This window comes from Pseudomonas sp. Q12-87 (genome assembly GCF_001269755.1).
Taxonomy (GTDB): Bacteria; Pseudomonadota; Gammaproteobacteria; order Pseudomonadales; family Pseudomonadaceae; genus Aquipseudomonas; species Aquipseudomonas fluorescens_S.
In genome coordinates this window covers 240,674-266,052 of sequence record NZ_LHVI01000020.1, presented here as the reverse complement: position 1 = coordinate 266,052, position 25,379 = coordinate 240,674, and the positions used below count along the sequence as shown (strand labels likewise).

Genomic DNA, 25,379 nt, shown 5'->3' with positions numbered 1-25,379 from the left:
TGACAGCGCCGCGACGGTCTTGCGGCTGATGGACTTTGCGAAGCTTCTCAAGCCGTTCCCTTCTGGATGCAGTGTAGCCGGCGCTCGCCGAGGCGAGCCGCTTTTCGTGACGATGGTCCGAATCTCACATCACCGCCCTCAATAGGAGTAGGTCAGGCGCGCGAAAACGCCTTTGGCGCGGTCCTCCCCAAACACCCTGGCCCGGTATTGCAGGGAAAAGTCCACATAGGAGCGGGGGGCGTTATAGGCGTCTTCTCGGAACCAATAACGTACGTTGTTTCCTATGCCGATGCCCCCGGCGTTACCGGACGAAAAATCACCGCCAGCTTCGCTCTTCATTTTCGAATCGTAGTCGATCGCCGCGACGACATGAGGAAAGGTCACCCAGCGCGAGCCGGTGCCGCCAATCGCGTAGCTGCGGCCCACCTGCCATTCGCTGTTGATGTAGTCCCGCGAGTCGTTGATGTAGTGGCCGACCTCGGCATACAACTGCGAGGTCCACCAGCTCGGCACATCGACCCGCAGGTCGGTGCCAATGCTCGAACCATAGCCCAGCCGCACCAACCAGTCACCATCGACATTGGATGAGCCGAGGGGGAAGGTGCGCTCAAGGGCAGCCATGACGTTGACGGAACTGAAGGGTTTGACCCGTACGCCCAGAGCACCCTGCAAGGCATCCGCGCCGGTGTCCGAATCGCTGTTCTTGCTCCACAGCGTATCGGTGATGCGCCCGTAGAGTTCGACAAAACGGCCGTTGCGATAGCCCAGTGGGCGCCATGACAGTTCGGTGCTGTTCTGCAGCAGGTCATTGCTTTCGCTGCCGCTGCTGCTGGTGCCTGGTGCGGCGCTCAGGCCGCTGGAACTGTTGCCACGATAGCTGGTGGTGCTGGTCAGGCCGATGCTGCGCGAAACGTCGCCCACGGTGCGGCGGGTGTCGAACAGCTGTTGAGCGGACATCGGCGACTCAGCGCTTTTCTGCCCATCGATGACGCGCTTGAAATACGCCACGGCTTCGTCGTCCTCGTGCATACGCATGGCGTTGTAGGCGGCGTCCTGGGTCGCTGAGGGGGACAGTGGCGTGGTGGCGTCGGCCTTGCGGAATGCGTCATGAGCCGCCTTGTCGTCGCCGGCCTGCATCGAGAGATAGGCGAGCTGCAGGTCACTGACCGAGGCGAGTTCGCCATTGGTGCGTGCCTCTTGCAGGCGCTCGCGGGCCGTGCGGCGCTGGCCGATCGCAGCATACAACCCGGCCTCTTCGTAGGCCGGCAAGGTGCCCAGCGCCAAGGCGTGGGTGAAATCGTCGCGGGCGCCGGCATCGTCTCCGGTTTGTTGGCGCAGGCGTCCCCGCGTGACCAGCAGCCGGGCATCATCGCCATGGGCTTGCAGGCCTTGGCTGGCTGCCGAAATGGCTTCGGGCAAACGCTTCTGGGCCGTCAGGGCGCTGACCAGCAGATGGCGATAGGACGGATTCCGCGGCGCGCGGGCAATGGCCTGGTTCGTCAGGGTGACTGCGGTCGCCGGGTCTTTGTGGGCGAGGGCGGCGTAGGCCTGGGACGCCAGTGCCGTGCCTGCATCATGGTCGCTGCCGGGCCAGATCGTGCAGGTCAGGCCGAAGGCGCTTTCCTGGCATTCAAGGGGCGGCGACGCAAATTGCACGACGGTGGCGACCCCCTTGTTTTTCTGGCGCAGCGCCATGCGGGCAGCGGTGCGTCGACGGGTCACTTCGTCACTGCCGTCATCACCCAAAGCCTGCAATTGAGCCAACGCTTGTTGAGGTTCGCCTCGGGCCAAAGTAGCGTCGACGGCAAAGAGGCGCAGGTCACGGCGCTCGCCGTCCGTAAGGCCGGGCAGGGCCAGGGCACGGTTCAGGTCGGCCTGGGCCGGCTGTGCCTTGCCCTGGCGCTCGCGTGCATAGCTGCGCAGGACCCATGGCGCGGTCTTGCTGTCGTCCAGCGCCAGCACGTTTGTAGCGGCCTGTTCGGCGCCAAGATAATCCTTGGCCGCGAGCAAGGCGCTGATGAGCAGTTGTTGGTTGGCGGAAACTTCCGGCGCCCAGGCCACGGCTTTACGGGCCTGGTCCACGGCCATCGCCGCATTGCCCTGGTCCAGGGCCCGGTAGCCCTGGGTTGCCACCGGCACCGCTAGTTGACGGCGGATCGCTTTGCGACGCATCAGCAGCGTATTGTCGTTGGCGAAAGTCCTCAGTGCATCGGTGGTGGCCCGGTCAGCCTCTGCCAGCTGTTGCTGGCGCTGCAGCGAATCGATCAGCAGCAATCGATACTCGCGACGGCGGGGCGCCTGGGCGATGGCCTTGCGGGCCGACTGCGCGGCCAGGCCGAATTGCTCGCGATCATAGGCCTTGAACCCCTGGGACGCAGCGACGAAGCCTGGTGCAGGAGGGGCGGCACGCGATGACGCGGCGGCCTGGGGCTGGTCGCGCAGTTTCTTGTCCCGTTCGGCCAATTCAATCAGCGTGTTCAGGCGTGTCATATCAGCCCGCTGGCGCAGGGCTTCGCGTGCCTTGGTGATGGCCAGGTCGTAGTCCTTGCGTTCGTAGGCGCTGTAGGCTTCGTTGGCGGCGGTGTAGGCCGGGCCGGATAAAGGCAGTGGCAGCGTCTCGGCGAGGGCAAGCGTAGATACCAGACTCAGCCCCGTGGCCAGGAGGGTCAGGAAGGGGCGATTCATGCCGGGAGCTCCGTTGGGTAGAGATTGTGCTGACGGGCCACCGCCTGTTCGATTGTCGCGCGTGGCAGCACACCGCTGTCGACCAGGTAATCGCCGATCCGGCCATGGTGCTGGGGTCGATACTGGAGCATCACGCGGCTGAATTCCTCGCGGTCGAGCAACCCCATTTCGATCAGCAGGTCGCCCAGCAGCGGCGCCCGCGCATCTGGCACGGAGTGGCCGTTGCTTTCAGGCACTTTGCGCAACAGCGCGAGAATCTCGCTTTCCCGGGCGATCAGTTGCACCGGTTCGCTGCCCAGTGCGGCACTGATCTGTTGCAGGCCTTCATCGGGCAAGGGGTTGGCGACGGCAATCTGTTCGCGACCTTCGCCATTGAGGCCCAAGGACACGACGCGCCAGCGCAGGGCAAACTCGGCGCTCAACGACGACTTCGAGGCAGTGGCTTTCTTTGCGACTTCAAAGACCCGTGGCAGGTCATTCTGGAACGCGATGGCTTCGGCCAGGGTTTCATCGTCCAGCCAACCGTTATTAAGCAGGATTCGCCCAAGCGGAACGTTGCGCGACTGCTGTTCGTCGAGCGCGCTTTGCAGGGCCGTGTCCGTGATCGCCTGCCAGGACAGCAACACGCTACCCAGGCGACGTGGCGCGATGGCGACCAGGTCCGTGGATGGGAAGTCGTGCATGGTCTTGTCCCAGACCAACTTGCGATTCATCACCTTGCCCACCAGGAACATGCGCCAGGCCCGGGAGGCGGCCATGAAATTCACGAAGTTGCCCACCAGCATGCGCGGCATGGACAGCAAACCATGCTGCCAACCGTACAGCACGGTGGTGAAGTAATAGCGATGCACGATCCGCCAGACCAGGGCCACGCCGTTGGCCAGCAGCAGGTATTTGATCAGGCCATTGTTTTCGAAAGGCGTTGGGAACGTGACATCCCACAAGCCGCTGTTGCGCAGGATGATCAAGCCCAGCAGTTGCACCAGAATGACGTAGGCAATAATGCTCACGAACGCTGTCACCACACCCTTGCGGTCGCGAAACAGCAGGTATCGGTTGGCCAGCGAGCCGTTCCAGCCCATCTGTTCCCAACCTTGCAAGCCAATGCCCAGGGTCCAGCGGGCCTTTTGTCGAAAGGCGGTGCGGAACGTGTCCGGAAAGAACTCGCGCACGCACAGTGGCATGGTCAAGGTCGATTCGTAGGGTTTGCGGAACCAGGATTTGCGCAGCACCCGGAACTGCACTGGGAAACGGACGAAGATGGCGTTCATGCCCACCTTGGCCAGTCGCGCACCGACGTCGTAGTCTTCGGTGAGGCTATCGGTGTTGAACGGCTGGTTTTCGGTTTCACCGGCCAGCACTCGCAAGGCACGATGGGAAAAACAGGTGCCGACGCCGGCCGAGGGCACGGTATCGGTCATGCTTTCACGTACCACCAGGTCCTTGCCGTGCCATTCGGCAAACTCGTCCATGTAAACGCCCGCGACCCATTCGTACCAGTTGCGCTCCAGCGAGACCACCGGCAACTGGATCATGTCCTTGCGCGGCAACAAGTAATTGAACAGGCGCAGTTCCAGCGGATGCAGCACGTCCTCGCTGTCATGCAAAACGACGCCGGCGAAGGTCATGCCATGGATTTTTTCATGCAGGAAAATCGCCTGTATCACCCAGTTCAGGCAGTCGGCCTTGCAGGTCGGCCCGGCATGGGGCACTTCCACCCGATGCAGCTGTTTGTAGCGCCGACGCATCCGCTCGACTTCGTCGATGGTGCGCTGGTCGTTGATATAGGTGCCGACAAAGACCACATAGTTCTGATAGTCGAGCGTCGACACCATGTTTTCAATCATCGGCGCGATGACGTCGTATTCCAGCCAGGCCGGCACCATGATCGCCAGGGGCTGTTCGTCCCGGGCCAACAATTGCTCGGCAGTCAATGGCCGATATTTGCGGTCCACGGTGAACTTGCGGTACAGACGACGAGACCAGTACCACACGTCGATGATCAGGTCGTCCAGGCTGGAGATCAGGATCAGTACCGCGACCACAATGGTCGCGATCTCCAGGTAATTGTAGTAATGGGCCAACCAATAGGGCCAATAAAGCGACGTCATCGAAGGGTACCGTTACTGGCGATTGCGACGGGCGCGACGGCCTGCCAGCAACAAGAGGAGGAACACGATAATGCCGCCCGGGATCAACCAGAGCAGCGAAGGTTTACGCCAGGCATCCAACCCCTTGGGCTCCTCGCGGCCGATCAACAGGCTGCCGCTTGGGTCCTGGGTATCTAAGATCGCCACGGCGCCGTTATCGCCGAGGATCGCCACGTCACCACGGGTCAGCACAATCGGCTTGGCCAGGCTTGGCGGTTGATTGCCCAGGGCTCGGTAGACCAGGCCGTGCTGGCCTTCGGTCTGTACCACTTGCAGCGAAGCCAATTGGTTGAGGGGCTGTACATCCAACAGCAGTTGGTCCTTGTGATTGATACGCAGGCGGCCCTGTTCATCGACCTGGACCGATTCCTTGCTGTCCTTGAGCGGCACCTCGAACGCCAGGAAGGCTTTGTCCGGACTGGCGGCGGCTTTCGGATCGGCGCTGACTTTGAGCTGCGCGCGCAGCGGCGATACGCCGCTGGTATCGGCCACCGAGATGACCCGCGCCAGGCTAGTGGCCGGGTGGTCGAGGTACGCCTGGGGAACCAGGATCTGGCTGTCCACGGCGAAGCGTGCGGAAATGCCGGAGAAGTCATCGTCCAGCGAGGTTTTTTCCAGCACGATATGGCTGGTCGGCAGCACCGACACTGGGAAGGCTTGCGGTGTTTCCAGGCAGCGGTCGCTGACCGGCTGGCGCTGGAACGATACGCGCAAGGTGTTTTTCGAGCCCAAGGCGTAGCGCGGGATATGAGCCTGGATGCGCTGTGATTGACCATCGGTGGTCAGTTGCTGCGCACCGATCAGGAAGTCGTTGAAAAACAGCGAGGCCACCGGTGCTGTATCGGAAGCGCCGGGCGCTGCGGAAACGTCCACTACGGCCGTGACGGGCATGCGACCGTCATAAGCGACGCTGCCCAGGGGGAACGAAGTGCTCCAGTCGAACCGCGATGCCACGTCGAAATTACCCGGGGCGCCGCCCAGTCGCGACAGGGCCACGCGACCATCATCGCTCAACGGCGTTTGCGCTTCGCTCACGGTCAATTGGCGACTGCGCGCCAGCTTGCCCCACGCCGAACCGAGCAGGGACAAGGCCTTGCCGGTGGCGTCCGGGGCGATCATCAGGACCGGGCGAGTGCCCAGCAGCGCCAGGCGTACATTGTCGGTGCCGACGCTCGCCAGCGCTGCGTTGACGTGCTGCTCACGCCATTGGATCAATGCGCTGGCTGCTGGCGCGTCGAGGCCTTGGACCTGGCTTTGCAAGGCGTCGAGGGATTGGTTTATTGCCTTGAGCAATTGCGGGTCGTTGATCGCCAGGTCGGCCTGTACGTTCGGGGTCTGGCCCAGTACCAGCAGCGCACCGATTTCGGCCGGGTTGGCCAAGGTGTGCGGGCCTTTGCCGTTGAGGCTGGCGAAGGCCGGAATGCCCAACAGCTCCGCCGGGATGCGCAGGCCGCTCAGGTCCACACTGTCCTGCACGGCAGGGAAGGGCAGGATACGGCTGTGTTTGCCGATGCGCTCCAATGCCACGCCCAGGCGCCAGGCGGAATCGTAGCTGGCGGCGGACAGCGAGCCTGGTGCGACGAGGATGCCGGGCTCACCGGGCAGGGCCGCCCAGGCAGCGCCGACGTCTTGCAGCTGGCTGGCGTCGTAGCTGTAGTTCAGCCGGGTGTCGGGTTGGATGCGCAACACATTGCCGATGACATGATCGTCTTCGCACAGAGGCCGGGGCACCACTGAGGACCAGGCAATGCCCAGGCGCACCAGGCCGTTGTCGCGCGCAGCTTTGTCGACGCCAAGGGTGGCGCTGGCATCGCCTTGTGCTTCGCCAAGCCCTTCGGCACGCACTGGATAGCCATCGAGCGATAACAGCAGGGTGTTGCGGCCCCCTTCGCCATTGAGGTAATTGGCATCCAGTTGCAGCGTCGCGTCATCGAGGGCAATGCCGGCGGGCACCGGCAGGTAGAGTTCGCGGCGGGCGTCGCTGGCACTCAAGATAATCGGCGCCGTGATGCCCAGGTCGCTCAAGCGAATTTCACGCTCCTGGCGGGTATCGGCGTTGAGTCGATGAATCGCCTGGGTGAGCGGGCTATCCGCGGCCAAGGCAAAGGTCGGCATGAGCGCGAGCAGGCTCAAGCCACAAGCAAGGGCGCTGAACGCACCCGTAGGGATGGCAACGGAAGGCTTCATTCGGGCAAATCTCGATCTGATAAGAGGAATAACAGTGGTCAGTTGAAATCGGCGAGCAACTCGCGGGGTTCGGACAGCGATGGATGCACCGGCTGTTGTTGTGAGTGCGGCGGGGCCACGACGAAGTCCTCGACCGAGCGCCCCATCAGGGTATCGACGATGCGCTGGCTGGCCTTGCCGTCGCCATAGGGGTTGACCGCCTGTGAGGCCCGGCGCCATAAGTGGCCATCGTCAAACAACGCATCCACGCCGGCGATGATCGATGTCGGCGAAGTACCGACCAGGCGCACTGTGCCCGCCGCAACCGCTTCAGGGCGTTCGGTAACGTCGCGCATCACCAGTACCGGCTTGCCCAGGGACGGTGCTTCTTCCTGCACGCCGCCGGAGTCGGTGAGGATGACATGGGCGTGTTGCATCAGGCGCACGAACGCCAGGTAATCCAGCGGCTTGATCAAGTGCACGTTGGGCAAGTCGCCGAGTTGTTCAGTCACCGGGCCCAATACATTGGGATTGAGGTGCACGGGATAGACGATCTGGATATCCGGCCGCTGGGCCAGGTGACGCAAGGCCTTGCAGATGTCCAGAAAACCCTCGCCGAAGTTCTCCCGGCGGTGGCCGGTCACCAGCAGCAACTTGCGTGTGGTTTGCAGGAACGGGAATTGTTGATCCAGTTCGCCACGCAGCTGTGCGTCCTCATCAATGCGCCGGGCAGTCAGTTGCAGTGCGTCGATCACGGTATTGCCCGTCACCAGGCAACGGCCTTGCGGGCGTTCGCCCAGCAGGTTGTCGCGAGACTGTCCAGTGGGCGCAAACAGCAGGTCCGCACTGAGATCGATGCACCGGCGGTTCATTTCTTCCGGCCAGGGGCTATAGATGTCTCCGGTGCGCAACCCGGCTTCCACATGGCCTACGGCGATACGTCGATGGAACGCTGCCATCGAAGCCACCATGGCTGAAGTGGTGTCGCCGTGGACCAGCACGCGATCCGGCCGAGTCTGTTCCAGCACCGGGTCGATGGCAGCGTACAACGCGGCGGTCAGCGAATTGAGCGTCTGCTGCGGCGTCATTACGTCGAGGGTGAAATCGGCCTTGAGATCGAACAGGTCCAGCACCTGCTTGAGCATGCTTTGATGCTGGCCGGTGACGCAGATCAGCGACTCAATGCCAGGTTCGGCGGCGAGAGCCTTGACCAAGGGCGCCATCTTGATGGCTTCCGGACGGGTACCGAAGATCGAGAGGATCTTGATTGGTGAGTCGTTAGTTGCGATGACGCCCTTCCTCGCGCAGTTTGCTGCGCCGCACAACAGCCCGCCCGAGCGCGCTGGGGCGTTCGAGCGAACTAGCGATTTAAGTTAAGTAGCCCGTTGTCAGACAGCGGTTTGACGTACACAGGAAGTGACGTAGTGGCATCTTGCAATTCGGCTGGGCAGATTAATAACATCAAAGGTCACGGGCGCAAAGGTTTATGTATGCGAAGTTTATTAATAAATTTTTAGAGGGTTTCTAGGTGAGCGGGAGATGCGTTTTGTGTGAGTGGATGAGATTTATCTTACTCTTTGATATATAAGTATTTTTTTTGATCTTGGTGCCGTTTGTTTAGACCGGATTGGTTAACTCAATCGGAGTCGTGGTTTTTTGGCGCCCAATTAACTGCGTCTTCAGCGGGTGGTGTGTCATTGGAATGACGCCTGTAAGTCGTCGTGATGAGCGTTAAGTTACAGGTCTGGTTAGTTGAAAGTGCAGTTCGAGATCGGGTGGAAAGTTCACTTTATTTTGAGTTTTTATACTAAATCAACGGGCTAATGCGATGTTCGCCGGTTAGTCAGGCGGAGTCGTTTAGTACAGCAAGAAAGTTATCTCAGACATTCCGTTCAGTGCGCATCGAAACAGTGAGGCGCGGAAAAACTGTTCGCGAATCCCGACCGATAATCGCACGTTTTGTGCCGCGCACCTGTCTGGGTTATTGACCAAACTAACCGGATCGTACATTTTGGCAGGCAATCTGCCTTGCCTCATATGGCCAGGACCATAATAAAAAATAGAGGAATACCTATGCGTACCCGTCCGCAGGCACCCCATGCCCCGTCCTTGAGCCGTTGCACCCATCCTGGGCTTTCTTCATATCCCTCTGGTTCGATCCGATAACTGCCCACACTGTTGAGCGCTTATCGCGCCGGCGAGTGCCGGCGCTCGACAAGGCCCGGAGGTTTGAGATGACGAAAGTCGTCGGTCTGTATTTCAAGTTGCTGAAGCTGCTGATCGTGCTGTGTATGGTCGCGATGATCGTGCTGGTGTTTGGCAACGTGGTGCTGCGCTATGCGTTCAATTCCGGCATCAGCGTTTCGGAGGAGCTGTCGCGCTGGTTCTTCGTCTGGATGATCTTCCTCGGTGCCCTGGTGGCGCTCAAGGACCGTGCGCACCTGGGCATGGACAGCCTGGTCAAGCGCTTGCCGCCGGCTGGCAAGCGCATCTGCTTGGTCATCGGGCACTTGCTGATGTTGTACATCTGCTGGCTGATCTTCAGCGGCAGTTGGCAGCAGGCCGTGATCAACCTGGATGTGGTCGCCCCGGCGTCAGGATTATCGATGGCACTGTTCTACGGCGCCGGCCTGGTGTTCGGCGCTAGCGCCGCGCTGATCTTGCTCTACGAGCTCTACCTGGCGTTGTTTGGCAAGCTTGGGAATGACGAACTGGTGATGGTCAAGGACAACGACGCCGAACTGATCACGCACGACTCCATCAAGAGTACCCGCCCATGACGTTGGTTATTTTTCTCGGGTCCTTGATGGGCAGCATGGCGATAGGGATGCCGATCGCATTTGCCTTGCTGGCGGTCAGCGTGGCCTTGATGTTCTATCTGGATCTGTTCGACGCACAGATCATTGCCCAGAACCTGCTTAACGGCGCGGACAGTTTCCCGCTGATGGCGGTACCGTTCTTCATGCTCGCCGGTGAGATCATGAATGTCGGCGGCCTGTCCAAGCGCATCGTCAACATTGCCATGGCGCTGGTGGGACACAAGCGCGGTGGTCTGGGTTACGTGGCAATCATCGCGTCCTGCCTTTTGGCGTCGCTCTCCGGCTCGGCCGTGGCCGATGCGGCGGCGCTGGCGGCGCTGCTGGTGCCGATGATGGTACTGGCGGGGCATCATCGGGGGCGTTCGGCAGGCCTGATCGCGGCTGGGAGCATCATTGCCCCGGTGATCCCGCCGAGCATCGGTTTCATTGTGTTTGGCGTGGCGTCCGGCGTGTCGATTTCCAAGCTGTTCCTGGCCGGTATCGTGCCCGGGCTGATGCTCGGGGCTTCGCTGGCCGTTGCCTGGTGGTACATCTCGCGCAGCGAGAACGTCGAGACGCCGCCCAAGCGCTCCCGTGCCGAAGTGTTGCGCACGTTGCTCGACGGCAGTTGGGCGATGGGCCTGCCATTGATCATTATCCTGGGCCTCAAGTTCGGCATCTTCACCCCCACGGAAGCCGCCGTGGTCGCGGCGGTCTATTCGCTGTTCGTATCCCTGGTGATCTACCGGGAAATGAAAGTCAGCCAGCTGTACGAAGTGATCCTGTCCTCGGCCCGGACCACCTCGGTGGTGATGCTGCTGGTGGCGGCGGCCATGGTTTCATCGTGGCTGGTGACCATCGCCGATCTGCCGGGCCAGTTGGCGGAGCTGCTGGCTCCGTTCATGGACAACCCGACCATCCTGCTGCTGGTGATGATGGTGCTGATCATCCTGGTGGGGACGGTGATGGACATGACCCCGACGATCCTCATCCTCACTCCGGTGTTGATGCCTGCCGTTATCCAGGCGGGGATCGACCCGGTGTACTTCGGCGTGCTGTTCCTGATCAACACGGCCATCGGCCTGATCACGCCACCGGTGGGCACGGTGCTCAACGTGGTGTGCGGGGTGGCGAAGCTGGACTTCGAGGAAATTGTCCGTGGCGTGTGGCCGTTCATGTTCGCGCAGTTTGTGGTGCTGTTCCTGTTGGTGTTGTTCCCGCAACTAGTCCTGGGCCCGTTGAAGTTCTTCACCGGCTGATGCGGGTGCAGGCCTTGGCAGCTCGATCTCTAAAATAATAATGACCGGAGAGTGACATGAGAAAACTGATGAAAACCCTGTTGACCGGGGCGTGTGCAACGGGACTGCTGCTGGGCAGCGTGGCCAGCCACGCCGATGAAATCCGCGAGCGCACCCTGCGATTCGCGTTCCAGAACGTCAAGGAGCATCCACAAGGGCAGGGCGCACAGAAGTTCGCCGACCTGCTCAGCGAAAAGAGCGGTGGCAAGATCAAGGTCCGGCTGTTCCCTGGCGGTACGCTGGGGGGAGACGTGCAAACGGTGTCGGCGTTGCAGGGCGGAACACTGGACATCACCGTGCTCAACTCCGGCATCCTGGCCGCCCAGGCGCCGGATTATGCGATGCTCGACTTCCCCTTTCTGTTCAACAACGTCGAGGAAGCCCATGCGGTAATCGATGGCCCGGTCGGGCAGAAGCTGGCGGCGCAGTTGGACAGCAAGGGCCTGGTCGGGCTGGGCTATTGGGACCTGGGTTTTCGTAACCTGACCAACAGCAAACACCCAGTGACCAAGCTTGAAGACATGCAGGGCTTGAAGATTCGCGTCATCCAGTCGCCGATCTACCTGGAAACCTTCTCTGCCCTGGGGGCCAACCCCGTGCCAATGGCGTTTCCCGAGGTCTATACGGGCCTGGAACAGCACACCATCGACGGTCAGGAAAACCCGTTCACGGTGATCGAAGGCAACAAGTTCTACGAGGTGCAGAAGTACCTTTCAGTCACAGGCCACATTTTTAATCCGCAGTCCTTGATCATCAGCCAGAAGACCTGGAGTCGCCTCAATGAGGATGAGAAGGCAATGATTCGCGCCGCGGCAGTTGAGGCGCAGAAGTTCCAGCGTGAAGTGACCGCGGCGGGGATGGACAAGGCCAAGGCCACTTTGGCCGGTGCAATGACAGTGAATGAAATCTCCCCGACCGAGAAAGATCGCTTGCGCGAACGCGTGCAACCGGTCATCGACAAGTTCGCCAAATCCCTGGATGGCGAGTTGGTGAAAATGATGTACGCCGAGATCGCCAAGGTGCGGGCGGCGCAGTGAGTTGAACCCATGACGCTCAGTCATTGAGCGGACTTGCCCCTGTGGGAGCGGGCTTGCTCGCGAAAGCGCCGGATCAGCTTGCAGTAGTGCTGAATGTGCCGATGCATTCGCGAGCAAGCCCGCTCCCACAGGGACTGCCAGTAGCAGTCACTGAGCGCCCGGCACCGCCAGCCACTGCCCAATGACTTTCTGGTAGCTGCCATTCGCCTTGCTCAGGTGCAGCCATTGGTCGACGTACATCTTCCAGGTGGTGTCGTCCCGCGGCAGCAGGTAGGCCTTCTCGCCATATTGCAGGTAATGGGTCGGGTTGACGGCGCACAGGCCGGGCTTGAGTTTTTGCTGGTAGAGCGCTTCCGACGCATCGGTGATCATCACGTCGGCCTTCTTGTCCAGCAGCTCCTGGAAGATGGTCACGTTGTCATGGAAATTGAGCTGACCCTTGGGCAGGAACGCCCGGACAAAGGCCTCGTTGGTCCCACCGGCCGGTTCCACCAGACGCACCGAAGGCTGGTTGATCTGCTCGATGGTCTGGTAGCGCGACTGGTCTTCGCAACGTACCAGCGGAATCTTGCCATCCACATCCAGCGTGTTGCTGAAAAATGCTTTCTTCTGGCGCTCCAGCGTCACGGAAATCCCACCCATGCCAATGTCGCACTTGCCCGCCAGCAAGTCTGGCATCAGGGTTTTCCAAGAGGTCTGCACCCATTGCACCTTGACGCCCAGGCTGGCAGCCAGCGAGCGGGCCATGTCGATGTCGATGCCTTCGTATTCGCCCGTTTCGGCCTTGTAGGTGTAGGGCTTGTAGTCGCCGGTGGTACAGACCTGCAGTTCGCCGCGTTGCAGGACCTGGTCCAGCCGCGAAGGTGTCGGCTCGGCCAAGGCGCCGCAAGAGAGCGCCAACAGGCCACAGAACGTCATCGAGCTTGTTATGGTTTTCATCGTGATGGGACGTCTCGTAGCGGAGGGAAACAAGAGCAGGGAGTGTAGTAAAAGTGTTGGCAGGCTGTCACTGGAGCATGGCTGACGAACGGTCAGCAGACAGCGTCTCAACGGGGCGTCATTGCAGGCTTTCAAGGTAGGCGCAGAACATATCGGCCATGGCGTCGCTGTAGATGGCAATGTCCACTGGAGAGCGGGGCGCTGATGAAAAGCGCTTGCCCACTGCACTGAGGGTGGTGATGACCAAGTCACCTGCCAGGGCCCGGGCCTGTGCCGAGGCGTCAGGCAACGCTTGCAGCATGAAGGCGTCCACCGACTGTTGCACCGACATCCGCGCGGCCTGGTGTTCGGGGGCGTCGCGGTAGAGCGGGGCGGCGTCGTTGAGGGCGACGCGTATCTGGGCTTCGTCACATTCGGACTGGATGAACGCCCGCACGAGGGTGCGCAGCCGCTCGAAGGGCGGCTTGAGGTCGTCTTCAAGAATCTCGCGCAGCATGTCGCTGGTTTGCCGCCATTCATCACTTTGCAGGCGGAACAGGATCGCGGCTTTGTTCGGAAAGTATTGATACACCGAGCCGACGCTGACGCCTGCTCGTTCAGCAACACGGGCCACCGTGAAACGTGTCGCCCCTTGGGTCGCCAGAACCTGAACAGCTGCTTGCAGAACGGCGGCGACGAGCTCGGTGGAGCGTGCCTGTTTTGGCTGTTTGCGTGAGGAAATCTGCGGGCTTGAGCGTTCGGACATGCAGGCGTGAACCTCGGTAGGGAATGCGAATAGAAAATGCGACGGATTATTCGTATCTTTAATGCGACGAATTGATCGCATTCTAGTCGTCGCCACAAACAGTATTCAACTTCACTTCGCGTCCCTTTCCGTGGGTAGGGTTATGACACAAGACAATATTCCTCTCGGCGCTTCTTCGGCGCCTCAGGCAGCCGTCGAGGCCAATCCGGCGCTCAAGCTGTTGCCGCTCACACTGACGGTATTCATCGGTTTCCTCACGATCGGCATGCAACTGCCTGTCTTGCCCCTCCATCTGCATGACGCGCTGGGCATGGACACGCTGGTCATCGGCCTGGTGGTCGGCGCGCAGTTTGCCGCAGCGCTGTTGTCACGGGCCTGGGCCGGCAATTTTTCCGACATGCGCGGTGGTAAACGTGCGGTCATGAGCGGGCTGGCGACAGCCGCGGTTTCAGGGCTGGTCTATCTGCTTTCCCTGGCGTTCGTTGCCGCGCCGGTCACGTCGGTCTGGCTCTTGTCGGGCGGTCGAGTGCTGCTGGCAATTGGCGAAAGCCTCATTGTCACCGGTGCGCTGGGGTGGGGCATCGGCCTGGTGGGTGCGCAGCATGCCGGCAAGGTCATGGCCTGGAACGGCATCGCCATGTACGGAGCCTTCGCGTTGGGTGCTCCGCTCGGCGTGGCGCTCAACGGCGCTTGGGGGTTCACCGGCATCGCCATGGCCTCGATGTTCGTTCCGCTGCTGGCCTTGGCGATTGTCGCGGGCGTGCGCGCTGTCGCCCCCACGGCAACCCGGCGTACACCGTTCTATACGATGCTCGGTGCTGTATGGGTTCCCGGCATGGGCTTGGCATTTTGCAGCGTCGGCTTCGGCGTCCTCATGGCGTTCATTGCCTTGTTGTTCGCGGCCAGGGATTGGGGCAACGCTTCCTTGGCGTTTACGGCGTTCGGTGTGGCTTTCATCGCTGCGCGCCTGCTTTTCGGGCACCTTCCAGACAAGATTGGCGGCGCCCGCGTCGCGCTGGTCTGCGTATTGATTGAAACCGTCGGGTTGCTGCTGATCTGGAGCGCCGACACCGCGACCATGGCTTATTTGGGCGCAGCTTTCACCGGCTTCGGTTATTCCCTGGCGTTTCCCGGCTTCGGCGTGGAAGCGGTACGGCGTTCGCCACCGCAGGCACGCGGTCTCGCCATGGGGGCCTACGTCGCGTTTCTTGATATTTCCCTAGGCATCACCAGTCCGTTGGCCGGTTTGGTGGCGAGTGGCTGGGGTATCGGTGCGGTTTATCTGGGCGGCGCCATTGCCGTTGGGCTGTCCTTCGGGGTGGCCCTGATGCTGCTGAGAGGACGGGAAGCACAAGTTCCATACAAATCCTGAGTCTTCGATGAGTTGATTTCAGTCTCGATTTTCACAACAGGAGCGTTGCATATGCACGTATTCGTTACCGGTGCCACGGGCTGGGTTGGGGCGTCCGTGGCGCAGGATCTGATCGCCGCCGGGCATCGGGTCACCGGCCTGGCCCGATGCGAAGCAAAAGGCGCCCCACTGGCTGCGACAGGCGCGAAGGTGATTCCAGGCACTTTGGATGATCTCGATATTTTGCACAACGCAGCCTCGGCGGCGGACGCGGTGATTCACACGGCGTTCAATCATGACTTCTCCCGATTTACCGAAAATGCCCAGCAAGATCGCCGCGCCATCGAAACGTTGGGCGATGCGTTGCGAGGCTCCGACCGGCCGTTGCTGGTGACGTCGGGCCTGTTTGGGTTGACGCGGGGCGCGAGTGAACTGGAAGTGGTGAGCCCGGCCTCGCCCCGTAAGTCCGAAGCCGCCGCCCGGGACCTGGCCGAGCGTGGGGTGCGTGTGGCGACGGTGCGGCTGGCGCCCTCGGTCCATGGCCTCGGCGACTACGGGTTCGTTCCTCTCCTGATTCGCCTGGCCCGGGAGACAGGCGTCTCGGCCTATCTCGGAGATGGCGGCCACTGCTGGTCGGGCGTGCACCGGTTGGATGCCGCTCGGGTCTATCGGCTTGCGCTGGAGCAAGGCGTGACACAGTCGGTCTACCACGCCGTCGCCGACGAGGCCGTGCCGTTCAAAAACATTGCCCAGGCAATCGGTCGTGGCCTGGGATTACCGGTCGAATCCCGGGAGCGCGAGCATTTCGGTTGGTTTGCCCACATGGCGGGGGCGAACATGGCGGTGTCCAGCGAGTACACCCGTGCCTTGCTTGGCTGGACGCCAAGCGGCCCGAGTCTGTTGGCCGATCTTGAGCTGCCTGGCTACTACGCTGGATGAAGTTTGCATAAACCTGTGGCGAGGGAGCTTGCTCCCGCTTGGCTGCAAAGCGGTCGCAATTTTGCTGACACTGGCCGGGATTAGCGCGAAATGATCCCGTGATCGATTGCGTATTTCACCAAGGCGGCGGGCTTGTCGATGTTCAGCTTGCGGCGGATGCTCAGCCGGTGGGTTTCGACGGTGCGTACGCTGATGTCCAGCTCACGAGCCATTTCCTTGTTGTTCAGCCCCTGGACCATTTTGTACAGGACCTGGCTCTCGCGTGGCGTCAGTTCGTTGTCCGTGTTCTGGTCGGTGGCGAGCCGTTGGGCGATCTCGGCGCTGTAGAAGGTGCCGCCGCTGATGATCGCTTCGATGGCCGCGATGATTTCCCGCGAGGGGGCGTTCTTGAGCACGTAGCCGCTGGCGCCGGAACGCACCGACTCGCTCACGTATTCATAATTGTCGTACATGCTCAGGATGAGGATCTTGAGGCTGGGGTATTGCTTGCCCAGCAGCCGGGTCAGTTCGAGGCCGTTCATGTCCTTGAGACTGATGTCCATGAGCAGGAGATCGGGCTGGCAGCGTCCGACCATCTCGATCGCCTCGGTGCCGTTCTCGGCTTCGCCCACCACTTCCAGCCGGGGCATCACAGACAGAAGGGCCCTGATGCCATCGCGCACCAGGGAATGATCGTCGACCAGTGCGACGCGGATCGCTGCAGGCAGGTTCATCGGTAGGGGCTCTTGTTGGAGTGGGGGCGCATCAGCTTTCACTGGCCGTCATTGTCATGGGTAACAGGATGTCCAGTTCGCTGCGTCCCGGTGCCGAGGTCAATTCAAGCCGTCCGCCGAAATGCTCGACCCGTTCGCGGATATTGCGCAGGCCAATACCCGCGTGGCCGCGTTCGACCTGCGGCACGTTGAACCCCATCCCATCATCCACCACTGTCAGTCGCAGGGACTGGCCGGAGCCAAAGAGCGTAATGCCGACGCTTTTCGCCCCGGCGTGACGTTCGATATTGGTCAGGGCTTCCTGGGCAATACGAAACAGCGAGACGGGCGCGCCATTCTCCAGGCGGCAATCGAATTCGTTGCTTCTGTAGCTCACCTCGAGTCCGCTGCGTTGCTGGAATTCGGCGGCGAGTTGGCCGATGGCTGCGGGCAGTCCCAAGGTATCGAGCAGGGATGAGCGCAAGTCGTGGGAAATGGTGCGGATCTCGCCGATGGCTTCGCCAAGGCGATCGGTGGCGTTTTTCAGGATGCCCAAGCCGTTTTCCTGGCCATTCTCGATGACATGGCTGGCCAGTTCGAACTGGAACTTTATCGATACCAGCAGTTGGCTGATGCCGTCGTGAAGCTCGCGAGACACCCTGGAACGTTCTTCTTCCTGCAAGCTGACGATGCGCTGGTTCAGGCGTTGCAGTTTTTTGTCGGCCAGGCGATGTTCGCTGACGTTGAGGGTCATGCCGCCGGCGAATACCAGCAGGACCGCCACCAGCGCGATGGCGGCGATGGCCTGCATGGTGGTGTGGATGCCCTGGGCCACTTCATCCCGGGCTTGCTGGGTGGCGCGCTCGACATCTTCCAGGTAGATGCCGGTGCCCAGCATCCAGCCCCATCGATCCAGCATGACCACGTAGGCCAGCTTGTCGGTCACCTGGCCGGAGGAGGGTTTGTTCCAGGCATACCGCTGGAACCCTTCGCCGGACTCGGCACTCTTGAGCAGCGCCTGGATCACCGGCAGTCCGTGGGGATCCTTCATGTCCCAGAGGTATTGGCCCACCAGTTCCGACTGGCGTGCGTGCATCAGGCTGCGACCCTGGCGGTCATAGACGAAAAAATAGCCGTTGATGCCGAAGCTGAGCTTGCGCAACTCCTCCAATACCTGCTGCTGCGCGCGCTCGTCGCCCTGGCCGTTGTTGTACAGCGGGGCGATCAGGCTTTGGGCCATTTCAACGTAGTTTTTCAGTTCGGCGCGCTTGCTGGCCAGGATGCTGTCTTCGATCAGTTGCGCCTGCTGGTCGCCCAACTGGCGATTGAGCGAAATCACCAGGGCGCAGATCACTGCGATAGCCAGGACCAGGGGCAAGATCCCGAGGGCGACGATTTTGTGTTTGAGCAGCATCGGTACTCCTGTCCGGGCCCGGCGGTGGGAGGTGGATGGGACGCATCATATGCCAAACCTTCCAACGCTCAATAACCCTACCGGATATTAGGCTTCAAACCTGTGGGAGCGGGCTTGCTCGCGAATGCGATATTCCAGTCGCTTCCTGGTTGACTGGCACACCGTATTCGCGAACAAGCCCGCTCCCACAGACATATTGGCTTCTACGTAGAACTACGTAGGTAACCCATACGTAGTACTGCGGATTTATTTATTGACGGCATGCGGCGATATTGGCTGCGCTCCGAATAGCCGGGGCACACTATAAAAACAATCGCCGCAATCCACTGGATATCGGCAGGAGACACGCAATGACAACCCGTCTGGTTAAACACCTCGCCTGGTTTGCCGTGGCTGTTCTTGGAGCCTGTGCGTTGAGTGTCGTGGCCTTGCGCCGCGGCGAACCCATCAACGCCCTCTGGATCGTCGTCGCAGCCGTGGCCATCTACCTGGTCGCCTACCGCTACTACAGCCTCTTCATCGCCAACAACGTGATGCAACTCGATGCGCGCCGGGCCACGCCTGCCGTGCTCAACAACGATGGCCTGGACTACGTCCCGACCAACAAACACATCCTTTTCGGCCACCACTTCGCGGCCATCGCTGGCGCGGGGCCGCTGGTCGGGCCGGTGCTGGCGGCGCAGATGGGCTACCTGCCCGGCACGCTCTGGCTGATCGCCGGCGTGGTGCTGGCCGGTGCGGTGCAGGACTTCATGGTCCTGTTCCTGTCCACCCGCCGCAACGGTCGCTCCCTGGGCGACATGGTGCGCGAGGAAATGGGCCGCATCCCCGGCACCATCGCGCTGTTCGGCTGCTTCCTGATCATGATCATCATCCTTGCGGTGTTGGCGCTGATCGTGGTCAAGGCCCTGGCCGAGAGTCCGTGGGGCATCTTCACGGTGATGGCGACCATCCCGATCGCGATGTTCATGGGCGTCTACATGCGCTACATCCGCCCGGGCCGCATCGGTGAGATCTCGCTGATCGGCGTGCTGTTGCTGCTGGGCTCGATCTGGCTGGGCGGGCAGATTGCCGCCGATCCGGTCTGGGCCAAGGCGTTCTCGTTCACCGGGATCCAGATCACCTGGATGCTGATCGGCTACGGTTTTGTCGCAGCGGTGTTGCCGGTGTGGCTGATCCTGGCGCCGCGGGACTACCTGTCGACGTTCCTCAAGATCGGCACCATCGTCGCCCTGGCGATCGGCATCCTGGTCACCATGCCCGAGCTGAAAATGCCGGCGCTGACCCAGTTCACCGACGGCACCGGCCCGGTGTGGAAGGGCGGTCTGTTCCCGTTCCTGTTCATCACCATTGCCTGCGGCGCGGTCTCGGGCTTCCATGCGCTGATCTCCTCGGGCACCACACCCAAGTTGCTGGATAACGAAACCAACGCCCGCTATATCGGTTACGGCGGCATGCTGATGGAGTCCTTCGTGGCGATCATGGCCATGGTCGCTGCATCGGTGATCGAGCCGGGCGTGTACTTCGCCATGAACAGCCCGGCGGCGATCGTCGGCGGTGACGTGGTGGCTGTGGCGCAGACTGTCAGCAGCTGGGGTTTTGCAATCACCCCTGAAGCGCTGCAAGCGGTGGCCAAGGACATCGGCGAAACCACCGTCCTGGCCCGTGCCGGCGGTGCGCCGACCCTGGCGGTCGGTATCGCGCAGATCCTGCACTCGGTGTTGCCGGGTGAGAACACCATGGCGTTCTGGTACCACTTCGCGATCCTGTTCGAAGCGCTGTTCATCCTCACGGCCGTGGACGCCGGCACCCGTGCCGGGCGGTTCATGCTCCAGGATCTGCTCGGCTCGTTCGTGCCTTCGCTCAAGCGCACCGAATCCTGGCCGGCCAACCTCATTGCCACCGCCGGTTGCGTGGCGCTGTGGGGCTATTTGCTGTACCAGGGCGTGATCGATCCGCTGGGCGGCATCAACACCTTGTGGCCGCTGTTCGGCATCTCCAACCAGATGCTGGCCGGTATCGCCCTGATGCTCGCCACCGTGGTGCTGATCAAGATGAAGCGCCAACGCTACGTCTGGGTCACGTTGCTGCCGGCGGCCTGGCTGCTGATCTGCACCACCACCGCAGGCCTGATCAAGCTGTTCGACGCCAACCCAGCGATCGGCTTCCTGGCCCTGGCGCGCAAATACAACGACGCCCTGGCTGCCGGCCAGATCTTGGCCCCGGCCAAGAGCGTCGAGCAGATGCAGCACGTGGTGTTCAACGCCTACACCAACGCAACGCTGACGGTGTTGTTCCTGTTCGTGGTGTTCAGCGTCCTGTTCTACGCGCTCAAGGTCGGCATCGCCGCCTGGGGCACGAAAGAGCGCACGGACAAAGAAGCCCCATTCCAGGCCCTGCCGGACGCTTGATAGAGGATTGCAACGATGTTCAATGACTTGAGTCGCCTCGGTAAATACCTCGGTCAGGCCGCCCGCCTGATGGTCGGCATGCCCGACTACGACAACTACGTCGAGCACATGCAAACCAAGCACCCGGACAAGCCGATGATGGACTACGAGGCGTTCTTCCGCGAACGCCAGGAAGCCCGTTACGGCGGCAAGGGCGGGCCCAAGTGCTGTTGAATTGATGTAGCCCCTCCTGTGGGAGCGGGCTTGCTCGCGAAGGCGTCGGGTCAGTCGCCGTTGATGTGGCTGACCGACCGCCTTCGCGGGCAAGCCCGCTCCCACAGTGGTTTTTTGGGGCGCCTCAAAATTGGCGTACACCGCAGAACCCTTGTGGGAGCGGGCTTGCTCGCGAATGCGTCAGATCAGTCGCCTCGATGTTGACTGACCCACCGCCATCGCGAGCAAGCTCGCTCCCACAGTTGTTTTGGGTGGCCTTGAGATCTGGGGTGTACCGAGGGTTTTTGGTCAGTCAATCCGCCAACAACACCGCCGCATCGAACCCGACTCGCAAGTTCCCCCAGTGACGGCCGCCGAAGAAGAACGGTACGTCGATCTCGGTCATGATTTCGCCGGTGTCGCGCAGGTAGGTCTGGAGCAGGAAGCGCTGGACGTTGCCCGCCGCGCGCAGGCCGATCGGGTCGTTGAAAATCCGCTTGTTGCGGCATACCGGCAGGTCTACGGCCCGGTCCCCGGTCGGCGGCTTCGAAACCCAGCTGTTGTTCACCGGGCAATAGCCCTTGGTGTCGACGATGAACGAAACCTTGCCGCCCGGTGTGCTGCGGGTGAGCTTGTCGCATTCTTCCTGGCAGACCTGGGCGAAGCGTTCGGTATAGCTGGTCATGTACTGCTTGGGGTCGGTACCGGGAATCAGTTTGTAACTCTGATCGAACAGATTGAGGCCTTCGCCTTGCAGTTCTTCCAGGCGTACCTGCAACGTGTTGCGGCACTCGCTGGCCCGGGTGATCGCGGCGTCCAGCTTGCCGTGGCCGAGCACGAAGCGACCCAGTAGCGTCTGGACCTTCTCAGCCACGCCGGACAGATCACGGGTGGCCGTCGCCGAATGCTGCATACGCTGGTCAATCGACTGGCTGTCGGCGTGGATCTGCGTGACCCGTTCGTTGATCCCGGTGTTGGTATCGGCAAACTGCTGGATATGGTCGGCGATGTCGGCGAGCTTGCCGTTGGTGGACTCGAAGTCGACGATCATGCTTTCGAAATGCCCCGACGCGCGCTCCACTACTTTCTGGGTTTCCCGGGCGCTGTGGCTGATCTGCGTGGTTTGCTCGTGGGTGGAGCTGACTTCCTGGAGCATGGCGTCGATGTTGCGGGAGATATCGTCGGTGGCCCGGCTGACGTTTTGCGCCAGCGTGCGTACCTCGTCGGCCACCACGGCAAAACCACGGCCACTTTCGCCGGCCCGGGCGGCTTCGATGGCCGCATTGAGGGCCAGCAGGTTGGTCTGGGCAGAGATCTGCTGGATCAACCCGACAATCGACTTGATGCTGGACGAGCGCTGGTTCAAGGCGTCCACCAGCGTGGCGAACTCACCGAGGCTGTTGGATATTTCGCTGATGTTGCCGGTCACTTCCAGCAGCTCGGCGTAGGAGTCGCGGGCGATGCTCAGGTTCTGGGCGGTGGTGCTGGAAATGCCCTGGGTCTGGCGCGAGACTTCTTCGATGCGGCCCACGGCGGTGTTGCTCTGGTCCATCACTTCCTTGGCGAAACGCGCCTGGTGGGTGGCGCTGTCGCTGGAGTCGCTGATGTTTTTCAGCGAACGTGCCGATTCGACGGCGATGTGCACGGTCAACGCCTGGACGTTGCTGATGATCTCCCGCTGCTTGGCCAGGAACCGGTTGCAGGTGCCGGCCAGGACGCGGATTTCGTCGTGAGTCACCAGTGGCAGGTCCTTGGACAGGTCGCCTTCACCGTTCGCGATCTCCTCCAGGGCCTTGGTCATCGCCGTGACAGGCCGCACGATAAGGTGGCGGAAGTACCAGACCATGAAGCTGATCATGCCCATTGTCAGCAATGTGCCGAACAGCAGGGCATGGGTAAGGCTGTCGAGGCGGCCTTCGATCTGGCCCAGCAAGGCGCTGTCCAACTGAGCGTTATGCAACTGCAAAACGATCTCGGCGCGGGCACTGAGGGCCACCCAATACAGCAACCCGCTGACCAGCACCAACAGGAAAAGGCTCGATAGCTTTTTAGTGAGCGTATCGAAAAATCGCATCTCGATAGACTCGTACAAGGCCTTTAACGTTTGCATGCCGCTGCTCCTGCGAAAAATTGACTCAATGGCATACATTCGACCGCGGAGGCGAAAGCTTTAGAAATGTGGGCTATTTGATATCATTTTTCTTGCTGGGCTTTTGGGGGAGCGGGCTTGCTCGCGAAAGCGGTGTGTCATCCCAATCTGTATTTACTGACCTGACGCCTTCGCGAGCAAGCCCGCTCCCACAGGGTTGGTGGCGCTATGTAAATGATACAAAATATTTACTGGGAATTATTCTCAAAGTATATTCGCTCTCATTAACGTCCCTTTCATGAGTGCAGCGTCTTGAATCGTTCCACCCCCCTCGCTAATCGCAACCTTTTCATCAAGTGTGTGCTGCCAACGTTGTCCTGCTGTTTCATCACAAGCCCAGTGTGGGCGCAGGGCACGCTCGAGCTGCCGGCCACGGACATCCAGGGCAGTCGTATCACTCAGGACGAGGGCTACACCGCATCGCAAGCCAGTACGGCGAGCAAAAGCGATGTTCCGATCAAGGAAGAAGCGCAATCGATCAATGTGGTGACCCAGCAGACCTTGGCCGATTATCAGGTGCGCTCGCTGGGCGACGCGATGAAGTTCGTCAGCGGCGTCAGCCAGGGCAACACCTTGGGCGGCTCGCGGGACTCGCTGATCAAGCGCGGTTTCGGCACCAACGACGACGGCTCGATCCTGCGCGATGGCGTGCGCTCGAACCTGGGACACAACTTCAGCGCCACCACCGAGCGGGTCGAAGTGCTCAAGGGCCCGGCCTCCATGCTGTATGGCGCGCTGGAACCCGGTGGCCTGATCAACGTTATCAGCAAGAAGCCCGAATACGCCCAAAGCACCACGCTGAGCGGCTCGGCCTACAGCGAAGGCGGCGGCACCATGGCCCTGGATACCACCGGGCCGCTGGGCGATACCGGTCTGGCTTATCGCCTGATAGCCGAGCGCGGCCATGAAGACTACTGGCGCAACTACGGGGTCAACGAGAGCACGCTCGTGGCGCCGTCCCTGGCCTGGACCGGCGAGCGCGCTTCGTTGAACCTGAGCTATGAATACAACGAATATTCCAACCCGTTTGACCGTGGCACGGTGTTCCAGAACGGTCATCCGGCGGACATCGACTATGACAAGCGCCTCGATGAACCGTGGGCCAAGAGCACAGGGATTCGCGAGACGGCTACCGCGCGGTTCGAGTATGAGCTGAGCGATGCGTGGAAAACCCGGGTGACTTATGGCTGGAACAATGACCGGTACAGTCTTTCGATTGCGCAGCCCAACTCATTGACGGGTAACACACTGCGCCGGGCGGCTAACGGTGCTCATTACGATGATGAAACCCGATATGCGAGTTGGGATTTCATGGGTAAGCAGGAGCTGTTCGGCCAGCGCCATGACCTGTTGATCGGTGTCGATAATCAGGTGTCGGACCAATACCGTGGCAAGACCTACCGTGGCGTAGCACGGGGTGGCTTCGATATCACTGAACCGGTATATGGCGGTCTGGGGGAACCCAGCGTCATCAGCCCAACCCAAAGCAACCTGAGCAACCAGCTGACTTCCAGCTCGGTATACATGAAGGACAACTGGCATCTGGACGATCGCTGGATCCTGGTCTTCGGCGGTCGCTATCAGCACTACGATCAATTCAGCCAGCAAGGGTCAGTCCAGAGGGTGCCGGTTCGCGACGACAATGGCGATGCCTTTGTCCCATTCCTGGGCATGGTCTACAAGGCCACCGAGGAGCTGTCGTTGTATGGCAACTACAGCCGTTCGTTCAAGCCCAACGATACTGTCGATGACAACCTCAGCACCTTCAAGCCGGAAGAGGGACGCAGCTACGAAATCGGTGCCAAGTACGACCCGTTGCCGGGCTTGAACATCAACGTCGCGCTCTTCGACATCGAGAAGAAAAACGTCGTGACGTCTTCCACCGTCAATGGCGTGACCCTGGCAGAAGCCGCCGGCAAAGTCGGCTCCCAAGGCCTGGAACTGGACATCACCGGACGCCTGGCCGAACGTTGGGACTTGATCGGCACCTACGCCTATACCCAAACCGAGATTTTGGATGATCCAAAGAATGAAGGCCATCGCCTGGCCGATGCCCCCAAGCACACCGCCAGCCTGTACCTGAGCCACCACCTGAACGTGCCTGCCGAATTCGGCGCCTGGCATGCCGGCGCCGGCGCGCGTTATGTCGGCGAGCGCGCCGCCAACAACGCCAACGATTTCTGGCTCAGCAGCTACACCGTCGCCGACGCCTTCCTGCGTTGGGAATCGCCGGTGCTGGGGCACAAGACCTCGCTGCAACTGAACGTAGACAACCTGTTCGACAAGCAATACTACCCGTCCTCCACCGGTAGCCAATTGCAAGTCAATGTCGGTGAGCCGCGTACCGCCAAGCTGAGCGCCAGCGTGACGTTCTGATCAGCGGATGAATAAAAATGCCCGGCTATAGAATGCC

The 25,379-nt window shown here is 61.1% G+C and carries 17 protein-coding genes; 8 read left to right on the top strand and 9 right to left on the bottom strand.

What is annotated here, in order from left to right; all coding sequences use genetic code 11:
• Positions 1-138: 138 nt before the first annotated feature.
• Genes AD663_RS14805 through wecB form a run of 4 tightly spaced genes read right to left on the bottom strand, consistent with a single transcriptional unit; the run spans position 139 to position 8,269 of the window.
• Complete coding sequence (locus AD663_RS14805; protein ID WP_003182171.1) at positions 139-2,685, bottom strand: bacteriophage N4 adsorption protein A; 2,547 nt, start codon at positions 2,683-2,685, stop codon at positions 139-141.
• Positions 2,682-4,796: a glycosyl transferase family protein gene (locus AD663_RS14800; RefSeq protein ID WP_003182170.1), complete on the bottom strand. Its 2,115-nt coding sequence runs from the start codon at positions 4,794-4,796 to the stop codon at positions 2,682-2,684. Before AD663_RS14800 ends, AD663_RS14805 begins: the two co-directional genes overlap by 4 nt.
• Before the next feature lie 12 nt (positions 4,797-4,808).
• Positions 4,809-7,022 carry a cellulose biosynthesis cyclic di-GMP-binding regulatory protein BcsB gene (locus AD663_RS14795; RefSeq protein WP_003182168.1) on the bottom strand — a complete coding sequence of 738 codons (2,214 nt, stop codon included), beginning with the start codon at positions 7,020-7,022 and terminating at the stop codon, positions 4,809-4,811.
• Positions 7,023-7,060: 38 nt separating this feature from the next.
• A complete protein-coding gene (wecB, locus tag AD663_RS14790; protein ID WP_256217217.1) occupies positions 7,061-8,269 on the bottom strand; it encodes a non-hydrolyzing UDP-N-acetylglucosamine 2-epimerase in 1,209 nt (402 codons plus the stop codon).
• A gap of 966 nt (positions 8,270-9,235) precedes the next feature.
• Between wecB and AD663_RS14785 the strand changes: the two genes are divergently transcribed.
• Genes AD663_RS14785 through AD663_RS14775 form a run of 3 tightly spaced genes read left to right on the top strand, consistent with a single transcriptional unit; the run spans position 9,236 to position 12,134 of the window.
• Positions 9,236-9,781 (top strand): TRAP transporter small permease, encoded by a 546-nt coding sequence (locus tag AD663_RS14785; RefSeq protein WP_053214025.1) that lies wholly within the window; start codon positions 9,236-9,238, stop codon positions 9,779-9,781.
• Positions 9,778-11,058 carry a TRAP transporter large permease subunit gene (locus AD663_RS14780; RefSeq protein WP_003182161.1) on the top strand — a complete coding sequence of 427 codons (1,281 nt, stop codon included), beginning with the start codon at positions 9,778-9,780 and terminating at the stop codon, positions 11,056-11,058. Before AD663_RS14785 ends, AD663_RS14780 begins: the two co-directional genes overlap by 4 nt.
• 56 nt (positions 11,059-11,114) lie before the next feature.
• Positions 11,115-12,134: a TRAP transporter substrate-binding protein gene (locus tag AD663_RS14775; RefSeq protein WP_053214024.1), complete on the top strand. Its 1,020-nt coding sequence runs from the start codon at positions 11,115-11,117 to the stop codon at positions 12,132-12,134.
• A gap of 147 nt (positions 12,135-12,281) precedes the next feature.
• Here the strand turns inward: AD663_RS14775 and AD663_RS14770 are convergent, their stop codons facing one another.
• Positions 12,282-13,073, bottom strand: coding sequence for a transporter substrate-binding domain-containing protein (locus tag AD663_RS14770; RefSeq protein WP_053214023.1), 792 nt, complete (start codon positions 13,071-13,073; stop codon positions 12,282-12,284).
• Positions 13,074-13,191: 118 nt separating this feature from the next.
• Positions 13,192-13,818: a TetR family transcriptional regulator gene (locus AD663_RS14765; protein WP_053214022.1), complete on the bottom strand. Its 627-nt coding sequence runs from the start codon at positions 13,816-13,818 to the stop codon at positions 13,192-13,194.
• Between the two features lie 142 nt (positions 13,819-13,960).
• On the opposite strand from AD663_RS14765, the gene AD663_RS14760 reads away from it, so the two are divergent.
• On the top strand, positions 13,961-15,190 hold the full coding sequence (locus AD663_RS14760) for an arabinose transporter (protein ID WP_157062718.1): 1,230 nt from the start codon (positions 13,961-13,963) through the stop codon (positions 15,188-15,190).
• A gap of 51 nt (positions 15,191-15,241) precedes the next feature.
• On the top strand, positions 15,242-16,108 hold the full coding sequence (locus AD663_RS14755) for an SDR family oxidoreductase (protein ID WP_003182151.1): 867 nt from the start codon (positions 15,242-15,244) through the stop codon (positions 16,106-16,108).
• 80 nt (positions 16,109-16,188) lie between these two features.
• Here the strand turns inward: AD663_RS14755 and AD663_RS14750 are convergent, their stop codons facing one another.
• Complete coding sequence (locus AD663_RS14750) at positions 16,189-16,821, bottom strand: response regulator transcription factor (RefSeq protein WP_003182149.1); 633 nt, start codon at positions 16,819-16,821, stop codon at positions 16,189-16,191.
• Positions 16,822-16,852: 31 nt separating this feature from the next.
• Positions 16,853-18,214 carry a cache domain-containing protein gene (locus tag AD663_RS14745; RefSeq protein ID WP_003182147.1) on the bottom strand — a complete coding sequence of 454 codons (1,362 nt, stop codon included), beginning with the start codon at positions 18,212-18,214 and terminating at the stop codon, positions 16,853-16,855.
• Between the two features lie 350 nt (positions 18,215-18,564).
• Here AD663_RS14745 and AD663_RS14740 point away from each other — a divergent pair, with 350 nt between their 5' ends.
• Both AD663_RS14740 and AD663_RS14735 read left to right on the top strand, forming a co-directional pair.
• Positions 18,565-20,625: a carbon starvation CstA family protein gene (locus tag AD663_RS14740; protein WP_003182146.1), complete on the top strand. Its 2,061-nt coding sequence runs from the start codon at positions 18,565-18,567 to the stop codon at positions 20,623-20,625.
• Between the two features lie 15 nt (positions 20,626-20,640).
• Entirely contained in the window at positions 20,641-20,838 is a 198-nt protein-coding gene (locus AD663_RS14735; RefSeq protein WP_003182142.1) for a YbdD/YjiX family protein, read from the top strand.
• Between the two features lie 292 nt (positions 20,839-21,130).
• Here the strand turns inward: AD663_RS14735 and AD663_RS14730 are convergent, their stop codons facing one another.
• On the bottom strand, positions 21,131-22,927 hold the full coding sequence (locus AD663_RS14730) for a methyl-accepting chemotaxis protein (protein WP_053214021.1): 1,797 nt from the start codon (positions 22,925-22,927) through the stop codon (positions 21,131-21,133).
• Between the two features lie 291 nt (positions 22,928-23,218).
• Here AD663_RS14730 and AD663_RS14725 point away from each other — a divergent pair, with 291 nt between their 5' ends.
• Positions 23,219-25,342 (top strand): TonB-dependent siderophore receptor, encoded by a 2,124-nt coding sequence (locus AD663_RS14725; protein WP_053214020.1) that lies wholly within the window; start codon positions 23,219-23,221, stop codon positions 25,340-25,342.
• The last annotated feature ends 37 nt before the right edge of the window (positions 25,343-25,379 follow it).